General features: G+C 71.4%; 15 protein-coding genes. 11 read left to right on the top strand and 4 right to left on the bottom strand.

All coding sequences use genetic code 11. The features are described from left to right. The first annotated feature begins 26 nt into the window (after nucleotides 1–26). From AC507J_RS10815 to AC507J_RS10780, 8 genes are all read left to right on the top strand, one after another. The gene (locus AC507J_RS10815) at nucleotides 27–848 is read left to right on the top strand and encodes an IclR family transcriptional regulator (protein ID WP_496288972.1); all 822 of its coding nucleotides are present in this window, start codon (nucleotides 27–29) and stop codon (nucleotides 846–848) included. 148 nt (nucleotides 849–996) lie between these two features. Next, the gene (locus tag AC507J_RS10810) at nucleotides 997–2,166 is read left to right on the top strand and encodes a 4-hydroxybenzoate 3-monooxygenase (RefSeq protein ID WP_496288971.1); all 1,170 of its coding nucleotides are present in this window, start codon (nucleotides 997–999) and stop codon (nucleotides 2,164–2,166) included. 63 nt (nucleotides 2,167–2,229) lie between these two features. Continuing rightward, nucleotides 2,230–2,712: an SRPBCC domain-containing protein gene (locus AC507J_RS10805; protein WP_496288970.1), complete on the top strand. Its 483-nt coding sequence runs from the start codon at nucleotides 2,230–2,232 to the stop codon at nucleotides 2,710–2,712. A gap of 362 nt (nucleotides 2,713–3,074) precedes the next feature. Continuing rightward, entirely contained in the window at nucleotides 3,075–4,517 is a 1,443-nt protein-coding gene (locus AC507J_RS10800; protein WP_496288969.1) for a PepSY-associated TM helix domain-containing protein, read from the top strand. A 215-nt stretch (nucleotides 4,518–4,732) separates the two neighbouring features. Beyond that, the gene (locus AC507J_RS10795) at nucleotides 4,733–6,595 is read left to right on the top strand and encodes a pectate lyase-like domain-containing protein (RefSeq protein WP_496288968.1); all 1,863 of its coding nucleotides are present in this window, start codon (nucleotides 4,733–4,735) and stop codon (nucleotides 6,593–6,595) included. Between the two features lie 195 nt (nucleotides 6,596–6,790). Next, nucleotides 6,791–7,492, top strand: a complete 702-nt coding sequence (locus AC507J_RS10790) for a response regulator transcription factor (RefSeq protein ID WP_496288967.1) — start codon at nucleotides 6,791–6,793, stop codon at nucleotides 7,490–7,492. Between the two features lie 3 nt (nucleotides 7,493–7,495). After that, nucleotides 7,496–9,043, top strand: coding sequence for a sensor histidine kinase (locus tag AC507J_RS10785; protein ID WP_496288966.1), 1,548 nt, complete (start codon nucleotides 7,496–7,498; stop codon nucleotides 9,041–9,043). Then, the gene (locus AC507J_RS10780; protein WP_496288965.1) at nucleotides 9,036–9,410 is read left to right on the top strand and encodes a PepSY domain-containing protein; all 375 of its coding nucleotides are present in this window, start codon (nucleotides 9,036–9,038) and stop codon (nucleotides 9,408–9,410) included. The genes AC507J_RS10785 and AC507J_RS10780 overlap by 8 nt, the downstream gene beginning before the upstream one ends. Nucleotides 9,411–9,421: 11 nt before the next feature. Here AC507J_RS10780 and AC507J_RS10775 read toward each other — a convergent pair whose 3' ends face one another. Next, entirely contained in the window at nucleotides 9,422–10,339 is a 918-nt protein-coding gene (locus tag AC507J_RS10775) for an oxidoreductase (protein WP_496288964.1), read from the bottom strand. Nucleotides 10,340–10,433: 94 nt separating this feature from the next. Between AC507J_RS10775 and AC507J_RS10770 the strand changes: the two genes are divergently transcribed. Beyond that, the gene (locus AC507J_RS10770) at nucleotides 10,434–11,426 is read left to right on the top strand and encodes a hypothetical protein (RefSeq protein ID WP_496288963.1); all 993 of its coding nucleotides are present in this window, start codon (nucleotides 10,434–10,436) and stop codon (nucleotides 11,424–11,426) included. A gap of 11 nt (nucleotides 11,427–11,437) precedes the next feature. Here the strand turns inward: AC507J_RS10770 and AC507J_RS10765 are convergent, their stop codons facing one another. Continuing rightward, nucleotides 11,438–12,394 carry an ABC transporter substrate-binding protein gene (locus tag AC507J_RS10765; RefSeq protein WP_496288962.1) on the bottom strand — a complete coding sequence of 319 codons (957 nt, stop codon included), beginning with the start codon at nucleotides 12,392–12,394 and terminating at the stop codon, nucleotides 11,438–11,440. Between the two features lie 416 nt (nucleotides 12,395–12,810). On the opposite strand from AC507J_RS10765, the gene AC507J_RS10760 reads away from it, so the two are divergent. Then, nucleotides 12,811–14,190 (top strand): extracellular catalytic domain type 1 short-chain-length polyhydroxyalkanoate depolymerase, encoded by a 1,380-nt coding sequence (locus AC507J_RS10760; protein WP_496289140.1) that lies wholly within the window; start codon nucleotides 12,811–12,813, stop codon nucleotides 14,188–14,190. A 165-nt stretch (nucleotides 14,191–14,355) separates the two neighbouring features. Then, on the top strand, nucleotides 14,356–14,634 hold the full coding sequence (locus tag AC507J_RS10755; protein WP_496288961.1) for a YggT family protein: 279 nt from the start codon (nucleotides 14,356–14,358) through the stop codon (nucleotides 14,632–14,634). 54 nt (nucleotides 14,635–14,688) lie between these two features. Here AC507J_RS10755 and AC507J_RS10750 read toward each other — a convergent pair whose 3' ends face one another. Both AC507J_RS10750 and AC507J_RS10745 read right to left on the bottom strand, forming a co-directional pair. Further along, nucleotides 14,689–15,624 carry an oxidoreductase gene (locus AC507J_RS10750; protein ID WP_496288960.1) on the bottom strand — a complete coding sequence of 312 codons (936 nt, stop codon included), beginning with the start codon at nucleotides 15,622–15,624 and terminating at the stop codon, nucleotides 14,689–14,691. A 139-nt stretch (nucleotides 15,625–15,763) separates the two neighbouring features. Next, nucleotides 15,764–17,830: a cellulose binding domain-containing protein gene (locus AC507J_RS10745; protein ID WP_496288959.1), complete on the bottom strand. Its 2,067-nt coding sequence runs from the start codon at nucleotides 17,828–17,830 to the stop codon at nucleotides 15,764–15,766. Nucleotides 17,831–18,044: the final 214 nt, after the last annotated feature.

The raw sequence follows: 18,044 nt of genomic DNA, 5'->3' as shown, positions 1-18,044 counted from the left end.
CCTGGGTGCGGAGGAAGGGAGTTGCCGTGGCGGGCGGAAGCCGATCCCCCGGCGCATCGGTGACCTCGCGGGTGTTGGCCGTGCTTGGCGCGTTCGACGCGGCCCATCCCGCGTTGACACTCAGCGACGTCGCCCGGCGCAGCGGGCTGCCGCTGGCCACCACGCACCGGTTGGTCGCCGAACTGGTGACCGGCCGGGCGTTGGCCCGCGCCGCCGACGGCAGGTACACCATCGGCGTACGGCTGTGGGAGGCCGGGCTGCTCTCGCCGCTGCACACCCGGCTGCGCGAGGTGGCCCTGCCCTACCTCCAGGAGCTGTACAACACCGTACGGGAGAACGTGCACCTGGCGGTCTGGGACGGCGACGAGGCGCTGTACGTGGAGAAGGTCACCGGGCATCAGGCGGTGCCGACCATCTCCCGGGCCGGCGGACGGCTGCCGCTGCACGCCACAGGCGTCGGCAAGGCGCTGCTGGCGTTCGCCCCGCCGGAGGTCCTCGCCGCCCACCTGAGCCGGCCGTTGCGGCGCTGCACGGCGTACACGGTGACCGAGCCGGGAAGGCTGGCCCGCGAACTGGCGACCGTACGGGAGCGCGGCTGGGCACGGACCCACGAGGAGATGACCCTCGGCTCCTGCTCGGTCGCCGTACCGGTACGCGACGCCGACGGGGCCGTGGTGGCCGCGATCGGCGTCGCCGGGCACAGCCTCGGCGCCGTCCCGCAGCGGCTCGTGCCCGCGCTGCGGGCGGCGGCCGACGGGGTCGCCGCCCGGTTGGCCGAGACGGCACATGATCACGCTCGTGCCGCGAACGAGTGGCATCCGAGCGCGGGGACACCACTCGTTCCGTGATCGAGCGTGATCTTCATCGTCGCCGGCCTCGTTCGAACCCGCCTTCCACTGAGTGGAAAGCGGCAGCGGCGGGACGGGGCGCGAGCGGGCAGGCTGATGCCCGGGCGACGGATGCCGCCCCACCACCACAGGCGTCAAGGAGGCACGGATGCGTACCCAGGTCGGCATCGTCGGAGCGGGACCGGCCGGTCTCATGCTGTCGCACCTGCTGCACCGGCAGGGCATCTCCTCGGTGGTGCTGGAGAGCCGCAGCCGCGAGTACGTGGAACACCGGCTGCGCGCCGGGGTGCTCGAACAGGGCTCGGTCGACCTGCTGCGGAAGACCGGGCTGGGCGCGCGCCTGGATCGGGAGGGGATGCGGCACGAGGGCATCGAGCTGCGCTTCGACGGCGAGTCGCACCGGGTGCCGATGACCGAGCTGACCGGCCGGGCGATCACCGTGTACGGGCAGCAGGAGGTGGTCAAGGACCTGATCGCCGCCCGGCTCGACGCAGGCGGCACGATCCTGTTCGAGGCACCGGCCGACCGCCTCGCCGGGCTGGACAGCGCGCCGGTGATCCACTTCCGGCACCAGGGTCGCGCCGAGGAACTGCACTGCGACTTCGTGGTCGGCTGCGACGGCTACCACGGAATCAGCCGGCCGGCGGTACCCGAGGGCGTGCTCACCACCTACGAGCGGACGTACCCGTTCGCCTGGCTGGGCGTCCTCGCCGCCGCGCCGCCCGCTGTGGAGGAACTCATCTACGCCCACCACGAGCGGGGTTTCGCGCTCTACAGCATGCGGTCGCCGCAGATCTCCCGGCTCTACCTTCAGGTGCCGGCCGACGAGGACATCGCCGACTGGCCGGACGAGCGGATCTGGGCCGAGCTGCGGACCCGGCTGGAAACCGTGCCGAACTGGACGCTCAACGAGGGGCCGATCCTGGAGAAGTCGATCACCCCGCTGCGCAGCCTGGTCGTCGAGCCGATGCAGTGGCAGCGCCTCTACCTGGCCGGCGACGCGGTGCACATCGTCCCGCCGACCGGCGCCAAAGGCATGAACCTGGCGCTCGCCGACGTCGCGCTGCTCGGTGACGCCTTCGCCGCCTGGTACGCCGACGGCAGCACCGACCTGCTCGACGGCTACTCGCGTACCGCGCTGCGCCGGGTCTGGCGGGCCCAGCAGTTCTCCTGGTGGATGACCTCGATGCTGCACCAGCTCGACGCCGACGACCCGTACGCGGCCAAGCTCCAGTCGGCGACCCTGCGCTACGTGACCACCTCCCGCTCCTACGCCACCAGCCTCGCCGAAAACTACGTCGGCCTGCCCGAGGTGTAAGGAAGGGCCCCCTATTAACGTCTCGTGCATAGGAAGGGCCCCTTCTTAACACGGGAGAACGGCATGGTGCTGCACGACACCTTCACGATCTCGCGGCACCTGGACGTGCCGCCGGACGAGGTCTTCGCGGCGTTCGCCGACACCGCGCTGCGGCGACGATGGTTCCGGCTCCCGGGCAGCGACGCCTGGTACGAACACGACTTCCGGGTCGGTGGTGGTGAGGCGGCGGGCAGCACCTTCACCAGCCTGGACAGCCCGCCCGAGCGGCTGGAGTACCGGTCGCGGTACATCGACATCACGGGCGGACACCGGATCGCGTACGGCTACGAGAGCATCGTCGACGACGAGTTGCGTTGGACCGCGCTGGTCACCGTCCGGCTCGCCGACGAGACGGGCGGGACCCGTCTGGACTGGACGGAACAGGTGACCTTCCTCCGCTACACCGGCGACGGCAGCAATGATCTGGCGCACCTGCGCGGTGCGACCGTGCTGCGGCTCAACGGCCTCGACGCCGCGCTGCGACCCGGACCCTCCGGGCGAGGCTGAACCGCACGGAAGCTCAACGCGCAGCAAGTGCGGGCGGAAGCTCAACGCCCAGCGGGTCCGGGCGCAAGCGGCGCGGAGCGGGCGCGGGCGGCGCGGAGCGGGCGCGGGCGGCGCGGAGCGGGCGCGGGCGAATGCGGGTGCGGGCGAATGCGGGTGCGGGCGCGGGCGGAGCGGGCGCGGGCGCGGGCGAATGCGGGTGCGGGCGCAAGCGGAGTGGAGTGGAGTGGGGCGGCGGGAACCGGAGCGGCCCGCCGTCCGACTAGAGGCTCGAGCGGCGGGCATCCGGGCGACGGCAGCAAACACTGACCCGAAGGGCACGGGCCAGGTCGCAGGATTACCCACTAGCCCGATCGGAAAAATGCATGTCTCTGACCGAAGTCTCCGGTCCCTCGACGCCGGAGTCCTCCCCCGGCCCGGAGCCCTCCGCCGCGCAGCCGCCGACCCGCGCCCAACGGCGCCCCTCGCCGCTGGGCGCCCTGCTGCTCCGCCTGCACTTCTACGCCGGCGTCCTGGTCGCCCCGTTCCTGGTGGTGGCCGCCCTGACCGGTTTGGCGTACACCGTCACGCCGCAGTTGGACCGGATCCTGTACGGCGACCAACTCACCGTGGCCAGCGTCGGTGACCAGCCTAGGCCACTGGCCGAGCAGGTCACCGCGGCGCGGGCCGCCCACCCGGACGGCACCCTCGTGTCGGTGGCGCCCGGCACCGGCGAGCAGACCACGAGGGTGGTCTTCGCGCTGCCGGAGTTGGGCGACAAGCAGCACACCGTCTACGTCGACCCGTACAGCGGCGAGGTGCGGGGGCAGCTCACCACCTGGTTCGGCTCCACTCCCGCCACCACCTGGCTGGACGATCTGCACCGCAATCTGCACCTGGGCGACCTGGGGCGGCACTACTCGGAGATCGCCGCCAGTTGGCTCTGGGTCCTGGCGCTCGGCGGCATCATCCTGTGGTGGCGTCGCCGGCGCACCGGACGCGGCCGGGTGAAGCACCTGCTGGTGCCGGATCTGACGGCCGGCAGGGGCGTCCGGCGTACCCGGGGGTGGCACGCCACCACCGGCGTCTGGCTCGCCGTGGGGCTGCTCGTCCTCTCCGCGACCGGCCTGACCTGGTCCCGCTTCGCGGGTGGGAACTTCGCCGCCGGGCTGGACGCGCTCGATGCCCGCCGGCCGGCGCTCGCCACCAGCCTGACCGGTGCGCCCGCCGACGGGGGTGGCGAGCACCAGCATGGTGGTGCGCCGTCGACGGCGGCGAGCGACCCGGCCACCTTCGACCGGGTGCTGGCGGTGGCCCGCGACGCCGGGCTGTCCGGGCCGGTGGAGATCAGCCCCGGTGAGCCCGGCGCGGCCTGGGCGGTCGCCCAGACCGACAACACCTGGCCGGTCCGGCTGGACCAGGCCGCCGTCGACCCGGACACCGGTACGGTGACCGCCCGCAACGACTTCGCCGACTGGCCGCTACTGGCCAAGCTCAGCGCCCTCGGCGTGCAGGCCCACATGGGTCTGCTCTTCGGTACGGTCAACCAGATCCTGCTCGCCGCGCTCGCCATCGGCCTGCTCTGCGTCATCGTCTGGGGCTACCGCATGTGGTGGCAGCGTCGCCCCACCCGTGGCGACCGGCGCGCGCCCGTCGGTGCCCCGCCCGCCCGCGGTGCCCTGCGCGGGCTGCCCTGGTGGGCGCTGCTGGTGGGCGTGCCGGTGGTCGCCGCGGTCGGCTGGGCCCTGCCGTGGCTCGGCGTCACCCTGCTCGGCTTCCTCGTCGTCGACGTCGCTCTCGGCGCACTCGCCAGACGACGCGCGGGTTGATCGACACCGTTTCGGCGCGACGGCGGCACCCGTCCAGTCTGGACCCCGCCGTTGCGCCGAATCGGCTGCCGGCACCAGCCGATTCCCCCGGGAGCATGGCGCGCGGCGGCGTCAGGAGGTAGAAACATCTCGGCGAGAGAGCGCTCTCCCGCCGTCTGGTCCACCACGTCGTCGGGTCGGAGCGCCACGTCGTGCCCGACGGGAAGGACAAATGCATGCCGACCTCACCACCGCAGCGGCGACTCGGTCGGGCACTGGCCCTGGGCCTGGTGCTGACCACCACCGCCGTCGCCACGAACACCCCGGTCAGTGCCGGTCCGCCGCGACCAGCCAACCCCGACCTCGGACCCAACGTCACGGTCTTCGACCCGAGCATGCCGGTCCGCCAGATCCAGGCCGTCCTCGACGCGGCCCACGCCGCGCAGGTCGACAACGAGATGGGTACCACCCGGCACGCCTACCTGTTCCGGCCGGGCAACTACGGCACGGCCGAGGAGCCGTTGCAGATCAAGGTGGGCTACTACACCGAGATCTCCGGGCTCGGCGCCTCCCCCACCGACGTGGTCATCAACGGCAAGATCGAGGCGTACAACCGCTGCCTCACCGAGGGCGGCACCGGCAACTGCATCGCGCTCGTCAACTTCTGGCGGACCCTGTCCAACCTGTCGTTGCGCATCAACGCCGCCGGCCAGGACGACTGCCGCGCCTCGGCCAACTTCTGGGCGGTCTCCCAGGCGGTGTCGATGCGCCGGCTCGACATCTCCGGCGGCGGGCTGTCGCTTATGGACTACTGCACGAACGGGCCGCAGTACGCCAGCGGCGGCTTCATCGCCGACTCCCGGCTGCCGGCCACCACGAACGGCTCCCAGCAGCAGTGGCTGACCCGCAACAGCGAGGTCGAGAGCTGGTCCAACGGGGTGTGGAACCAGGTGTTCAGCGGCGTGGTCGGTGCCCCCGACGACGCCGACTTCCCCGACCCGCCGTACACCACCCTCGACCGGACACCGGTCAGCCGGGAGAAGCCGTACCTCTTCGTCGACGGCAAGGGCAGGTACCAGGTCCGGGTCCCGGCCGCCCGCCAGAACACCCGGGGCATCACCTGGGCCGGGGGCATGACGCCGGGGCGGAGCATCCCGATCGGCGACTTCTTCGTGGCCAGGCCGTCCGACCCGGTGCACGTCATCAACGCCCAGCTGGCCCGGGGCAAGCACCTGCTGCTCACCCCCGGCCGGTACGACGTGGCCCGCAGCATCGAGGTACGCCGGCCCGACACCGTCGTGCTCGGCATCGGGCACGCCACCCTCACCGCGGTCGACGGGGCGGTGCCGCTCAACGTCGCCGGCGTACCCGGCGTGGTGATCGCCGGGGTCACCATCGACGCCGGCCGCAAGGAGTCACCGGTGCTGCTGCGGGTCGGCAAGCAGCACGGCCGGGACCAGAGCACGCCGAAGAACCCGACCACGCTCTCCGACGTGTACTTCCGCGTCGGCGGCCCGCACATCGGCCGGACCGACACGGCACTGGAGGTGAACAGCGACCACGTCCTAATCGACCACACCTGGGTGTGGCGCGGTGACCACGGCGTCGAGGGCTTCACCGAGGGCGTCAACGGTGACACCGACCGCTGGCGAACCAACACCGGACGGTACGGCGCGGTGATCAACGGCGACCACGTGACCGCCACCGGCCTCTTCGTCGAGCACTTCCAGCGCTACAACACGGTGTGGAACGGTGAGCACGGCACCACGATCCTCTACCAGAACGAGCTGCCGTACGACCCGCCGACGCAGGCCGACTGGCGCAACGGCAAAGTCAACGGCTGGGCCGGATACAAGGTCGGCGACCGGGTCCGCCACCACACCCTGCACGGCGGCGGCGTCTACGTCTTCAACCAGAACAATCCGTCGATCCGGACGGAGAACGGGTTCGAGGTGCCGGTACGGCCGGGGATCAGACTGCACCACATCATGACCGTGAACCTCAGCGCCGGCACCATCGACCACGTGGTCAACGGCGTCGGCGAGGCGGCCGGCATGGACCGGGTCGGCACGCCCGTCTACCTCAAGCAGTACCCGTAACTGCAAGGAGGGGCCCCTTCATAACGCCTGCGGTATAGGAAGGGGCCCCGGTTAACAAACGGCCTCCGACGCGAGCACGGCCGCGGTTGAACCTCGGGGCGGTGTCGGCGCGTACTCCTGCTCGTCCCGGCTGCCGAGGTCGCAGCGCCCACGGCCCCGTCGGCGCGGGCGGGCCGGGCGTGAGGAGGCCGTACGGTGGACGTGCTGCTGGTGGAGGACGACGACTCGATCGCGGAGCCACTTGTCGACGGGCTGGCCCGCTACGGCATCCGCGCGCGGCGGGTGGTCACCGGCGCGGCGGCGCTGGCCGCGCCCCGGGCCGACATGGTGCTGCTGGACCTGGGACTGCCCGACATCGACGGCATCGAGGTCTGCCGGTCGTTGCGTCGGCACTGCGACACACCCGTGATCATGCTGACCGCCCGGGGTGGCGAGGCCGACCGGGTGCTGGGCCTGGAACTGGGCGCGGACGACTACCTGGCCAAGCCGTTCAGCCTGCGGGAACTCGTGGCCCGGATGCACGCCGTCGGGCGCCGCGCGCGGCCGTCCGCCCTCGCGCGGACGCCCACCGACCACGAGGACGCCGGGCGGACGTCGACCGGGAGCGCGCAGCGGCTGGGCGCTTTGGTGATCGACCGCCGCACCCGCCAGGTACGGCTCCACGAAGCACCGGTCCCGCTCGCGCCGAAGGAGTTCGACCTGCTGGTGGCGCTGGCCGAGGACCCGGGCGCGGTGGTGACCCGGCGGAAGCTGCTGGAGACGGTCTGGTCGCCGAACTTCTTCGGGCGCGGCAAGACGCTTGACTTCCACATCGCCTGCCTGCGTCGCAAGCTCGGCGACCCGAAGTGGATCGAGACCGTACGCGGGGTGGGGTTCCGACTCGGCGTGGCGTCCTGACCCGTGGTCCGCCGGCTCCTGGTCACCTATCTCAGCTTCGCGTTGCTGATCCTGGTCGCGCTCGCGGTGCCCCTGGGCTACGTCTATCAGCGCAGCGAGCAGCAGCGGGTCTTCGGGCACCTGGAACACGACGCGGAGGTGCTGGCCGCGTTCGTCGACAGCGCGCTCGACCAGGGCGAGCCGGAGCAGATCGACCTGCTGGCGCGGGAGTCGGCCCACCGGTGGGACGGAGAGGTCGACATCGTCGACGGCGACGGCCGGGTGCTCGCCGCCATCCGCCGGGACCGCGCCGGGTGGGACCAGGCCCCGGCGGTCGACCTGCCGGCGGTGGCCGGTGGAGAGGTCAGCAGCGGATTCCGCAACGTCGACGGGGTGCCGACGATGTGGGTCGCGGTGCCGCTGCATCCGGGCAAGCCGGACCAGGGCGCGCTGCTGTTCAGTGCCCCCACCGCGCCGATGACCACGCGGGTGCACCAGTTCTGGTCGGTGCTGGGCGGGGTGGCCGTCGTCGTACTTGCCGCCGTGGCGCTGGTGGCCGTGGCGCTGGCCCGCTGGATCGGCCGACCGGTACGGGCCCTGGAGCGGGCCACCCGGCGGCTGGCCGACGGCGAGATGCCGACGACGACGGCGTACGGGCCACCCGAGCTGCGCCGCCTGGCGGCCACGTTCAACGCCACCGCCACCCGGTTGCAGGAGCTGATCGCCGCCCAGCAGTCGTTCGTCGGGCACGCCTCGCACCAGCTCAGGACGCCACTGGCGGCGCTGCGGCTGCGGCTGGAGAACCTGGAACCCGACATCGGCGCGGCCGGCGAGGCGAATCTTCGCGCCGCGCTGGTGGAGACCGACCGGTTGGCGCGACTTGTCGACACGCTGCTGGCGATGACCCGCAGCGGGCACGCGGTCCACCGCACCGAGCCGGTTCGGCTGGCCGACGTGGTGGCCGCCCGGGTCGACTCCTGGACGCCGGTCGCGGCCGAGCGAGGAGTACGGCTGCGGGCCAGCGGCCCCGACCCGGCGCAGGTCCGCGCCCTCCCCGGTGCCGTCGACCAGATCCTGGACAACCTGCTGGCCAACGCGCTGGCGGTGGCACCGGACGACAGCACCGTCACCATCGCCTGGCACACCCGCGCGGCCACCGACGCCGCGAGCACCGGCGACGGTGCCGGCAGCGTCGAGTTGCGGGTCACCGACGCCGGCTGCGGGCTCACCGCGGAGCAGCGTACCCAGGCGTTCCAGCCGTTCTGGCGGGCGCCCGGCGCGGCACCCGGCGGAACCGGACTCGGGCTCGCGCTGGTCGGCAAGCTCGCCGAGGCCAGCGGCGGGTCGGCCCGGTTGACGGCCCACGACGGACCCGGGCTGACCGCGGTGGTACACCTGCCGGCGGCACAAAGCCAGGAATCGGCAAGCGGAGGGCCAGAGTTCGGCGGTGGGCTGAGCGCTGCCCGTCGCGCCGCACGTACCTCGGGGCGTAGTCAGCCGGTGCACACCGATCCGTCATCCGACGATCGGATCCCGGCACCGATGCACCTGTCCGGAGGTCAGAATGCGTAGAGCAGTGCTGGTAGCCGTCACCGTCGCCGGTGTCGCCGTCCCGTTGGTCGCGGGCACCGCGCTCGCCACCGCCAAGGATTCCCGCCAGCGCGCCAGCAGCGGATCCGGCGCGAGCTTCGAGATCGAGATCGACCCGCGGCTGGACGCGAAGTTCGGGCCACGTCCGGTCAACGCCGTCCAGGCCGCGGAGATCGTCACCCAGCGGTTCGTCGGGGCCCGGGTCCTGGAAGCCGAGTTGGACGAGCGCAACGGCGGCCCGATCTGGGAGGTCGAGTTCCTGCTCGGCGGCCGGGAACGCGACGTCGACGTGGACGCGGTCACCGGCGCGATCCTGGCCGACGATGACGACGACGATGACGACGACTGAGCCGGCTCCGGTCAGGAGCCGGCCGGCGGCAGGGAAAACGTGACCCCGGTCAGCCGTTCGCTTTCCGCCCAGAGGCGCCGCGCCACGGCGGCGTCCCGCGCCCGCTTCGTGCTGCTGACGCGGACCGGTGGACCGGCGTACTGGAAACGGTGCGCCGGCCCCCAGTAGCTGCCGCTCTCCGCGTCCGGGTCGGTGGCCGCGCGCAGCGTGGGCAGCACCCCGTCGTGGGTAGTCAGGGCGAGATGACGCGCGACGACGTTGACGAAACCGTCGCCGCCACCTCCCTGACCGGTGTACGCCCAGCCCGGGTGGGCGGCGACGGCCCGCAGCGGCGAGCCGGCCTCGGTCAGCCGGCGGTGCAGTTCCAGCGTGAACAGCAGGTTCGCCAGCTTGCTCTGGGCGTACCCGGCGAACCGCTGGTAGCGCCGCCGCTCCCAGTTGAGATCGGCGAAGTCGATCCGGCCGGTGCGGTGGGCGTTGCTGGCGACGGTGACCACCCGCGCCGCCGGGCTGGCCAGCAGCAGCGGCAGCAGCCGACCGGTGAGCGCGAAGTGACCGAGGTGGTTGGTGCCGAACTGGAGTTCGAAGCCCTGCCGGGTACGCCGCAACGGCGGATACAACACGCCCGCGTTGTTGACCAGCAGGTCGAGCCGATCGTGCTCGGCCCGGTACCCGGCGACGAACGCGGCCACCGAGTCGAGATCGGCCAGGTCGAGCCGGGCGACGCTCACCTCACCCGCCGGATGTCCCGCCCGGATCCGGTCGACGGCGGCGGCGCCCCGCGCACCGTCGCGGCAGGCGAGGACCACCCGTGCGCCCTTGCCGACGAGCAGCCGCGCGGTCTCGAGGCCCAGCCCGCTGTTGGCTCCGGTCACGATGGCGACGCGTCCATGCTGGTCGGGAGCGTCGTCGTACGTCCAGCGCGTCATGCCCACTCCCCGCATGTGGTCCGGGTCCGCCGCCTCATCCAAACACGTCACATTGGCGGGTGCCTGGTTCCCTCGGCCATCCGACATTGGGATGATGGACTTCGATCGGGAGGGGACGCTGATGAGGGTGCCGTACGAGGGGACGGAGGCCATTCGGGCGGAGCGGGCCCGGCAACCCACACGGCCCGCTGTGCCCCATGCGCTCGTCCTCGGCCGGTCGTCGGAGACGAGGCTGCTGGCGCTGCAACGGGCGGCCGGCAACGCCGCCGTCGCGCAGCGGATGGCCGGTCCACTGCCGGTCCAACGGGCGAGCCTCAACGTCCGGACCAACGCCACCACCGGCGGCGCGGCGGGCACGATCAGTGGCGTCTCGGGCTGGCCCGCCCGTCCCGCGTCAAACCTGCGGGGCAGCCAGGGGCAGCACCTGACCGCCTACGTGGTCTTCGAGAACGCGATCGAAAGCGCCGTGGTCAACCGCACCCCGCAGGATGCCGCCACCGCTCTTATCGCCTACCTCGAGGAGATCAAGGCGTTGCCCGGCATGGCGCAGACAAACGCCCGGTACCTGGACGCCCCGATCACCGCCGTCCAGGCCGCGCTGACCGTGGCGCAGACCGCCGACGCCGCGACCGCCCGCACCACTGTGGGCACCCAGATCGACCAGATCCTCATCATCCGCAATCAGGTCCCGGGCACCGCCCAGCGGGGCGTCGGCGGCGGTCACGGGGAGAGCAGAAGCTCCGGCATCGTCTCCGAGGTGGAGAAGAAGCTACGCGCGCGTGAGGCCTTCCCCGCCGCGTGGGGCACCGAAGCCGCCATCGCCGACGAGGTACGCCAAGCGATGTGGATGCTGCTTGACTACAACCCCCCATCCACCGCCGCGCCCGACGCGGTGACCAAGGCGCTGCTCACCCACTACCGGTCACTGCGCTCCGCCTATCCGCACACCTTCGACTGGCTGACCACCACGGACCGCTACCTGGCGGCCTACCTGGCCGCCCACCATGGCGAGGCGGGGATGCCACTGTCCAACTGGGCGGTCGCCGACCTCGGCCCGATCTTCGCGGACGTGCACGCCGGGCTCTGACGACAGGCCGCTCAGGGCAGCAGCTTGTCGAGGTCCGGCCTGCTGGTCAGCAGCCCGTCGGTCACGGCCAGATCGGCGAGCGCCTGCACCGAGTCGCGGTTGATCTCGGCCGGCCACTTGGGCAGGATCATCGTCGCCCGGGCCTCCGGCGAAATCTGGGTGTAGTCGCCCAATATCGCCCGTACCTCGTCCGGATGACTGTCCGCGTACGCCAGTGACTCCTTCATCGCCGCGCTGAAGCGCTCCACGAGGTCGGGATTCTGGCTGGCCAATTGGGTCGAGGTGAAGTACATGGCGACGGTGAGGCTCGGCGCCGCGTCGACGTAGCTGGAGGCGATCTTCCGGGCGCCTGCGGCGAGCGCCGCCTGCTGGAACGGCTCGACCACGAAGATGGCGTCGACCCGGCCGGACTCCAGCGCGGCACCCTGATCCGGGAAGGGCAACTCGACGAACTTCACCGCCGTCGCGTCCCCGCCGGCCTTGCGGACCGACGCCCGGACGGTGGTGTCGACGATGTTGTTCAACGTGTTGGCGGCGACCGTCCGGCCCGCCAGGTCCTTCGGCGACCGGATCGGACTGTCAGCCCGCACGAACAGGCCGGCGAAGTCCTGACCGGCCACGCCGGTCGAGTTGTTGCCGTTGCTGACCACCTTCAGCGGCAGGTTCCTCGACTGGCCGAGCAGCAGCGAGATGGTGTTGCTGAAGCCGAACTGGTACTGCCCGCCGACGACGGCCGGGATGATGGCCGCGCCGCCCTGTGCCGTCGTCAGCGTCAGGTCGATGTTGCGACTACTGAAGAAGCCCTGGTCCTTGCCGAGGTAGATCGGCGCCACGTCGGCGATCGCGATGACGCCGACCTCGACCTTGTCGGGCTGGCCAGGGGCGGGTGACGCGGCTTGATCGGAACCACATGCGGCACCGGCGAGCACGGTTGCCGCGGCAACGAGCGTAGCGAGGAGACGTCGCATCGATTCTCCATCCACATCAGCTGACGGGCGGAAGGACCAGAGGCGCGGAACAAGGTACGAAGGCTCCCATTGGAACACAAAATTGGCGTTTACGGGGATCGATGCGTCAGGCAGTCGACAACGCGGCGACCGTGGCGCCACGGCCCGACCGGGCGGTCATGGACATCTCCGATCATGGAAGACCGAAACTATCGATATCTGCAAGCATCTTGCCCCACCCATCGACGTGGGCACATACTTTGGCTACGCGCGAGCTGCGGATTGGCACGATATGTACCGCTCGCAGGGCGAGGTGTACGGACATGAAGTTCCGTAGGGCAGCACCTCCCGTATCGCGACATCGGTCCCTTCTCCTCGGCTGAGCGGCGCCTCGACGCCGTCTCCGCGTGGCCGGTTCCGGTGTCGATCCGTTCTCCATGGAGGTGGACGTGAAACGAACCACAGCGGCGCTGGCATCGCTGGCCGCCGCGCTCCTTCTCGCCGTGGCGGGCCTCGTCCTGGTCCCGCAGCCGGCCGCCGCCGCGTCCCTGGTCGAGGTGACGAACTTCGGCAGCAACCCGGGCAACATGCGGATGCACATCTACGCGCCGGACAACCGGCCGACCAACCCGGCGATCGTGGTGGCCATGCACGGCTGCGGCGGCTCCGGCCCGGGCTTCTACTCCGGCAGCGAGTTCGCCCGCCTCGCCGACCAGCACGGCTTCCTGGTCATCTACCCCACCGCCACCCAGCAGGCCGGCTTCGGCAACTGCTTCGACGTCTGGTCCGCGGCAGGCAAGCGACGCGACGGTGGCAGCGACCCGGTCTCCATCATGTCGATGGTCAACTACGCGCAGCGGCAGTACGGCGGTGACCTGAACCGGGTCTTCGCCACCGGCAGTTCGTCGGGCGGGATGATGACCCAGGCCCTGATGGCGCTCTACCCGGACGTCTACAAGGCCGGTGCGGCGTTCATGGGCGTGCCGTTCAACTGCTTCGCCAACGCCGCCGACTTCCCACCCACAAACAGCCAGTGCGTCAACGGCCGGATGGACCGGACCCCGCAGCAGTGGGGCGACGCCGTCCGACAGGCGTACCCCGGCTACAGCGGCGCCCGTCCCCGGGTGCAGTTGTGGCACGGCACCGCCGACAACCTGATCCCCTTCCAGCTCCTTCAGGAGGCAGTGGAGCAGTGGACGAACGTGGCCGGGCTGAGCCAGAACCCGACGCGCACGGACACCCCGCAGGCGAACTGGAACCGTCGCCAGTTCGCCGACTCGTCGGGCACCGTGCGAGTGGAGGCGTACGCCATCCAGGGCGCCGGGCACAGCCTGCCGTCGACCGGAATGGCGCAGGCCGCCATCCGGTTCTTCGGTCTGGACACCACCGTCCCGCCGCCACCGCCGACCACCGTCCCGCCGCCACCGCCGACCACCACCCCACCACCGCCACCGCCGACCACCACCCCACCACCGCCACCGACCACCACGCCGCCGCCCGGGGCGACGTCCTGCCGGGTGCAGTACTCGGCCGACTCCTGGAACAACGGCCTGGTCGCCAACATCACCGTCACCAACACCAGCCCGAGCCCGGTCAACGGCTGGACGGTGCAGTGGACCTGGCCCAACAGCCAGCAGGTCACCAGCGCCTGGAACGCCACCGTCACCCAGAGCGGTAACCAGGTGACCGCCCGGAACGTCGGTTACAACGGCACCATCGGGGCCAACCAGAGTGTCACCTTCGGCCTACAGGGCACCCACACCGGCACCAACACCGCACCGAGTCGCTTCACCCTGAACGGCGCCGGCTGTTCCTGACCCGCAACCCGTCCCCAGGTGCCCCGGCCGTACTGCGGTCGGGGCACCTGTCACGTCGCGTCCGCCGAGCGGGTCGCCGCAGCCGCCCACCCCAGCGGACGTTCAGGAAACTCTCAACCTGACAGCGCAGAGTGGGAGCCCGCACCGGTTCACTGGAGGTAGCCCATGGGTGCTGTGCTCGCCCTCGTCAGCCTGCTGTTGCTGCTCTTGCAGATCCTGCTGGTCGTTCGCGCGATCCTCGACTGGAGCGTGGTGTTCGCCGGCCCGAGCGCACCAGGATCGTTCCGTTCCCGGCTGACCGTCGGCGTGCATGCCGTCACCGAGCCGATCCTGGCCCCGGTGCGCCGGGTGCTCCCGCCGGTACGCTTCGGCAACGTCGGCCTCGACCTCTCCTTCATCGTGGTGTTCCTGACCATCGTCATCATCCGCGCGCTGCTGCCGTGACCGGCCGCCATGACGCAGCCAGCCGGCTTACCAGCCGGGCTGCGACACGGCCGCTCAGGACTCGGTACGGTCGGCCGGAGCCAGGGTGATCGGAACGCCGGTCAGCCGCTCGCTCTCCGCCCAGAGTCGGCCCGCCATTACGGCGTCCAGGGCGCGGTCGTTGCGGCTCGCGGGCACCGGCGGGCCGGCGTTCTCCATCCGGTGGGCCGGCCCCCAGTAGCTGCCACTGTCGGCGTCCGGGTCGGTGGCCGCCCGCAACGTCGGCAGCACTCCGTCGGCCACCCGCATCGCCACCAACCTGCCCACCACGTTGAACGCGGTGACCACGCCGCCCCGGCCGGCGCTCGAACCGCTGTAGGTCCAGCCGGGATGCGCGGCGGTGACCCGCAGCGGCGAGCCGGCCCCGGTCAGCCGCCGGTGCAGTTCCAGGGTGAACAGCAGAACGGCAAGCTTGCTCTGCGCGTACGCGGCGAACCGGGAATAGCGCCGCCGCTCCCAGTTCAGGTCGTCGAGGTCGATCCGCCCGGTGCGGTACGCGTTGCTTGCCACGTTGACGATCCGGGCCTGCTCGGTGTTCAGCAGCAGCGGGAGCAGCCGACCGGTCAGCGCGAAGTGGCCGAGGTGGTTGGTGCCGAACTGAAGCTCGAAGCCCTGCCGGGTGCGCCGCAGCGGCGGATACATCACCCCGGCATTGTTGATCAGCAGATCGAGCCGGTCGTGCTCGGCCCGGTAGGCGGCGGCGAACGCGGCCACCGAGTCGAGATCGGCCAGGTCGAGCCGGGCGAAACTCACCTCGCCCGCCGGATGCTGCTCGCGGATCCGGGCAGCCGCGGCGTCGCCCCTGGCCCGGTCCCGGCCGGCGAGGACCACCCGTGCTCCCCTGTCGACCAACGCCCGGGCGGCGGCCAGGCCGAGCCCTCCGTAGCCGCCGGTGACGATCGCGGTGCGCCCGCGCTGGTCGGGAAGATCGTCGTACGTCCAGCGCCTCATCCGTCGCTCCTCAGCCCGCCGCCGACCGCCGGCAGGGCAGGCGGGACAAGGCTTACGTGACTCGATCACTTCGTCAAGCCGCGCTGGCCGCAGCGGTCCGGTCCGCCGGGGCGACGGGGCCCCGACGGACCGGATGCTGTCATCCGGTGGTGCAGAGGGTGCCGTTGAGCCGGAAGGCCATCGGTACCACGTTGGGCCCGCTGTACTCGCCGACGAAGCCGACGTTCACGCTTTCGCCGGCGGCGATCCGGCGACCGTCGTCGGTGCTGGTCACCCGGACGTTACTGCCGACCTGCTCCCAGTTGGCGTTCCATCCGCTACCCACCCGCTGCCAGTTGGTCGGCCAGGTCCAGGTGAGCGTCCAACCGTCGATCGGCCGGTCGGTGTTGTTGACGATGTCGACGCTGGCCACGTAGCCGTTGCCCCAGTCGGTGGTGTTGGTGAAGCGGACACTGCACGCGCTCTCGGCCGGGCTGCCCGTGGTGAAGGTCAACGGCGGTGAGGCCCAGGAGACCCGACCGGCGGTGTCGCGGGTCAGCACGTTTACCGTGTACCTGCTGCCAGGGTTGAGGTTGCCGACGGTGAGCGAGGTGCCCGAGGTCTCGCCGAGCTGCTCACTGACCGCACCGTACTGCCGATGGACCTCGTACTTGGCGATCGGGCTGGCGCCCGGGGTGGCCGCCGGCCAGGAGATCGTCGCACTGCGGTCGGTGACCGCGCTGGCGGTGGGCTGCCCGGGCGCGCCGGGCGCACCGGTCGCGGCAGCCGCCGGACGTACCACGAGGGTGGTCAGCGAGTACGGCGGCAACGTCCGGCTGGTCGCGCTGCCGCTCTGGCTGGTGGTGATGGCGGTGGCGCCGTTGGTGTGGGTGTGCACCGTTGGAGCCCCGCCCGACGGGGCGAAGCCGGCGTAGTCGATGGTGACCGGATACTCGTTCTCCGGGTCCTTGTTCACAAGCAGCACCGCCACCTCGCCGTTGCCGCGCCGCACCGCGTGCGCGGTGACCATCGGCTGGTCGGAGCCGGCACGGATGAACTGATCACCCGTCCGGGCGAAGCGGCTCATCATGGAGAGCCCGTGGTACGCGGCGAACGGCGTGTTCACCGGCGGTTCGCAGACCGTGCCGTCCGAGGTGCAGGTGCCGCTGGAGAGCAGGCCGAAGTCGCCGTAGTCGGTCTGCCCGGCCACCGTGGTCACCCGGCCGATGCCGTTGTGCACGTTCCACCAGTGCACCGTGAAGACGCCGTTGGCGAGCAGGCCGCTGTAGGCGTCGGCCAGGAAGAGCGCGGCGGGTTGGCTGGTCATGCCGTCGGCGGTCACGTTCACCTCGGTGAGGCTGATCCCGATGCGCCCGGCGTCCGGGCCGGCGTACCGGGTGATCTGCTGCCGCAGCAGGTGCACCGCGTCGGCGATGTGGCCGGTGCGGGGCAGCGATTCGGCGGCGTTGCCGCCCGGGTACCAGTGCACGTCGACGAAGTCGATCTTCGGCCCGGCGATGGAGAGCACCGTCTGGTTCCAGGGACCCGGATCATCGCCCGCGGTCAGGCCGTCCGGCCAGTTGGCCGGCATGGTCAGCACCGCGCCGACCTTGATGGTGGGGTCGACGGCCTTCATCGCCTCGGCGTAGGAGACGACCAGATTCGCGTAGTAGGTGGCGCTCTTGTCGGGGTGGTGGTCGGCCTCCCAGGCAGCGCCGTAGTGCCCGTTGCCGTAGTTCTCGTTGCCGACCGTCCAGTACCGCGCGCCGTACCGTTTGGTCACGTTGGCGTACCGCACCCAGTCGGCGGCCTCGGCCGGCGTACCGGTGCCGTAGTTGGCGATGATCATCGGTTCGGCACCGACCCGCTGGGCGGCGGCCATGAAGGTGTCGAAGTCGGTGCCGGGCGCGACGTAGCCGCCGGGTGCGGTGTGGTCGCGCCAGTGGTAGATGTCGGCGTACGAGCCGCCGGGGTAACGCACCATCTGCACCCCGGCGTCGCGCAGCAGGTCGGAGGTCTCGTTCGTGCCGAGGTACGGATCCCAGATGGCGTGGTTCACGCCGAGCCCCGTGCTCGGCATGGTCGCCAGCCCGGCCCGGGCGTTCACGGTGACGGTCACCGGCGCAGTCGCCGCGCCGGCACTCGGAGCGCCGACCCCGGTCAGCACACTCGTGCCGACCAGCAGGCCGGCCACCAGCGCGGCGCGACCACGCCGGGTCAGCAACATCGGTCGGGCAACTGCTCGAACACCGTGCCTGTTCGAAATTTTCATGGTTGTCCTTTGATCACGGGCGAGAGCCGCCCATGGCCAGCCTTCGCGGGCCCGGCCATGGGCGGCCGAGAGAACGACGAACTCCTCTGCCGTCACCCGCCGCAGGCCATGACGGCCCCGGCTGCCCATCGGGCGACGGTCACTCGCGCGCGCGACAACGCATCGACGG

The sequence above is a fragment of the Micromonospora sp. PRAS1 genome (assembly GCF_059553435.1).
The sequence above is the reverse complement of the archived record's forward strand: the minus strand, read 5'-3'. Positions and strand labels throughout refer to the sequence as shown.

Bases quoted from the DNA above. Each gene is read 5' to 3' on its own strand.
- AC507J_RS10810 (WP_496288971.1), top strand. From the start codon at position 997: ATGCGTACCCAGGTCGGCATCGTCGGAGCGGGACCGGCCGGTCTCATG.
- AC507J_RS10805 (WP_496288970.1), top strand. From the start codon at position 2,230: ATGGTGCTGCACGACACCTTCACGATCTCGCGGCACCTGGACGTGCCG.
- AC507J_RS10800 (WP_496288969.1), top strand. From the start codon at position 3,075: ATGTCTCTGACCGAAGTCTCCGGTCCCTCGACGCCGGAGTCCTCCCCC.
- AC507J_RS10795 (WP_496288968.1), top strand. From the start codon at position 4,733: ATGCCGACCTCACCACCGCAGCGGCGACTCGGTCGGGCACTGGCCCTG.
- AC507J_RS10780 (WP_496288965.1), top strand. From the start codon at position 9,036: ATGCGTAGAGCAGTGCTGGTAGCCGTCACCGTCGCCGGTGTCGCCGTC.
- AC507J_RS10775 (WP_496288964.1), bottom strand. From the start codon at position 10,339: ATGACGCGCTGGACGTACGACGACGCTCCCGACCAGCATGGACGCGTC.
- AC507J_RS10770 (WP_496288963.1), top strand. From the start codon at position 10,434: ATGGACTTCGATCGGGAGGGGACGCTGATGAGGGTGCCGTACGAGGGG.
- AC507J_RS10765 (WP_496288962.1), bottom strand. From the start codon at position 12,394: ATGCGACGTCTCCTCGCTACGCTCGTTGCCGCGGCAACCGTGCTCGCC.
- AC507J_RS10760 (WP_496289140.1), top strand. From the start codon at position 12,811: ATGGAGGTGGACGTGAAACGAACCACAGCGGCGCTGGCATCGCTGGCC.
- AC507J_RS10755 (WP_496288961.1), top strand. From the start codon at position 14,356: ATGGGTGCTGTGCTCGCCCTCGTCAGCCTGCTGTTGCTGCTCTTGCAG.
- AC507J_RS10750 (WP_496288960.1), bottom strand. From the start codon at position 15,624: ATGAGGCGCTGGACGTACGACGATCTTCCCGACCAGCGCGGGCGCACC.
- AC507J_RS10745 (WP_496288959.1), bottom strand. From the start codon at position 17,830: ATGTTGCTGACCCGGCGTGGTCGCGCCGCGCTGGTGGCCGGCCTGCTG.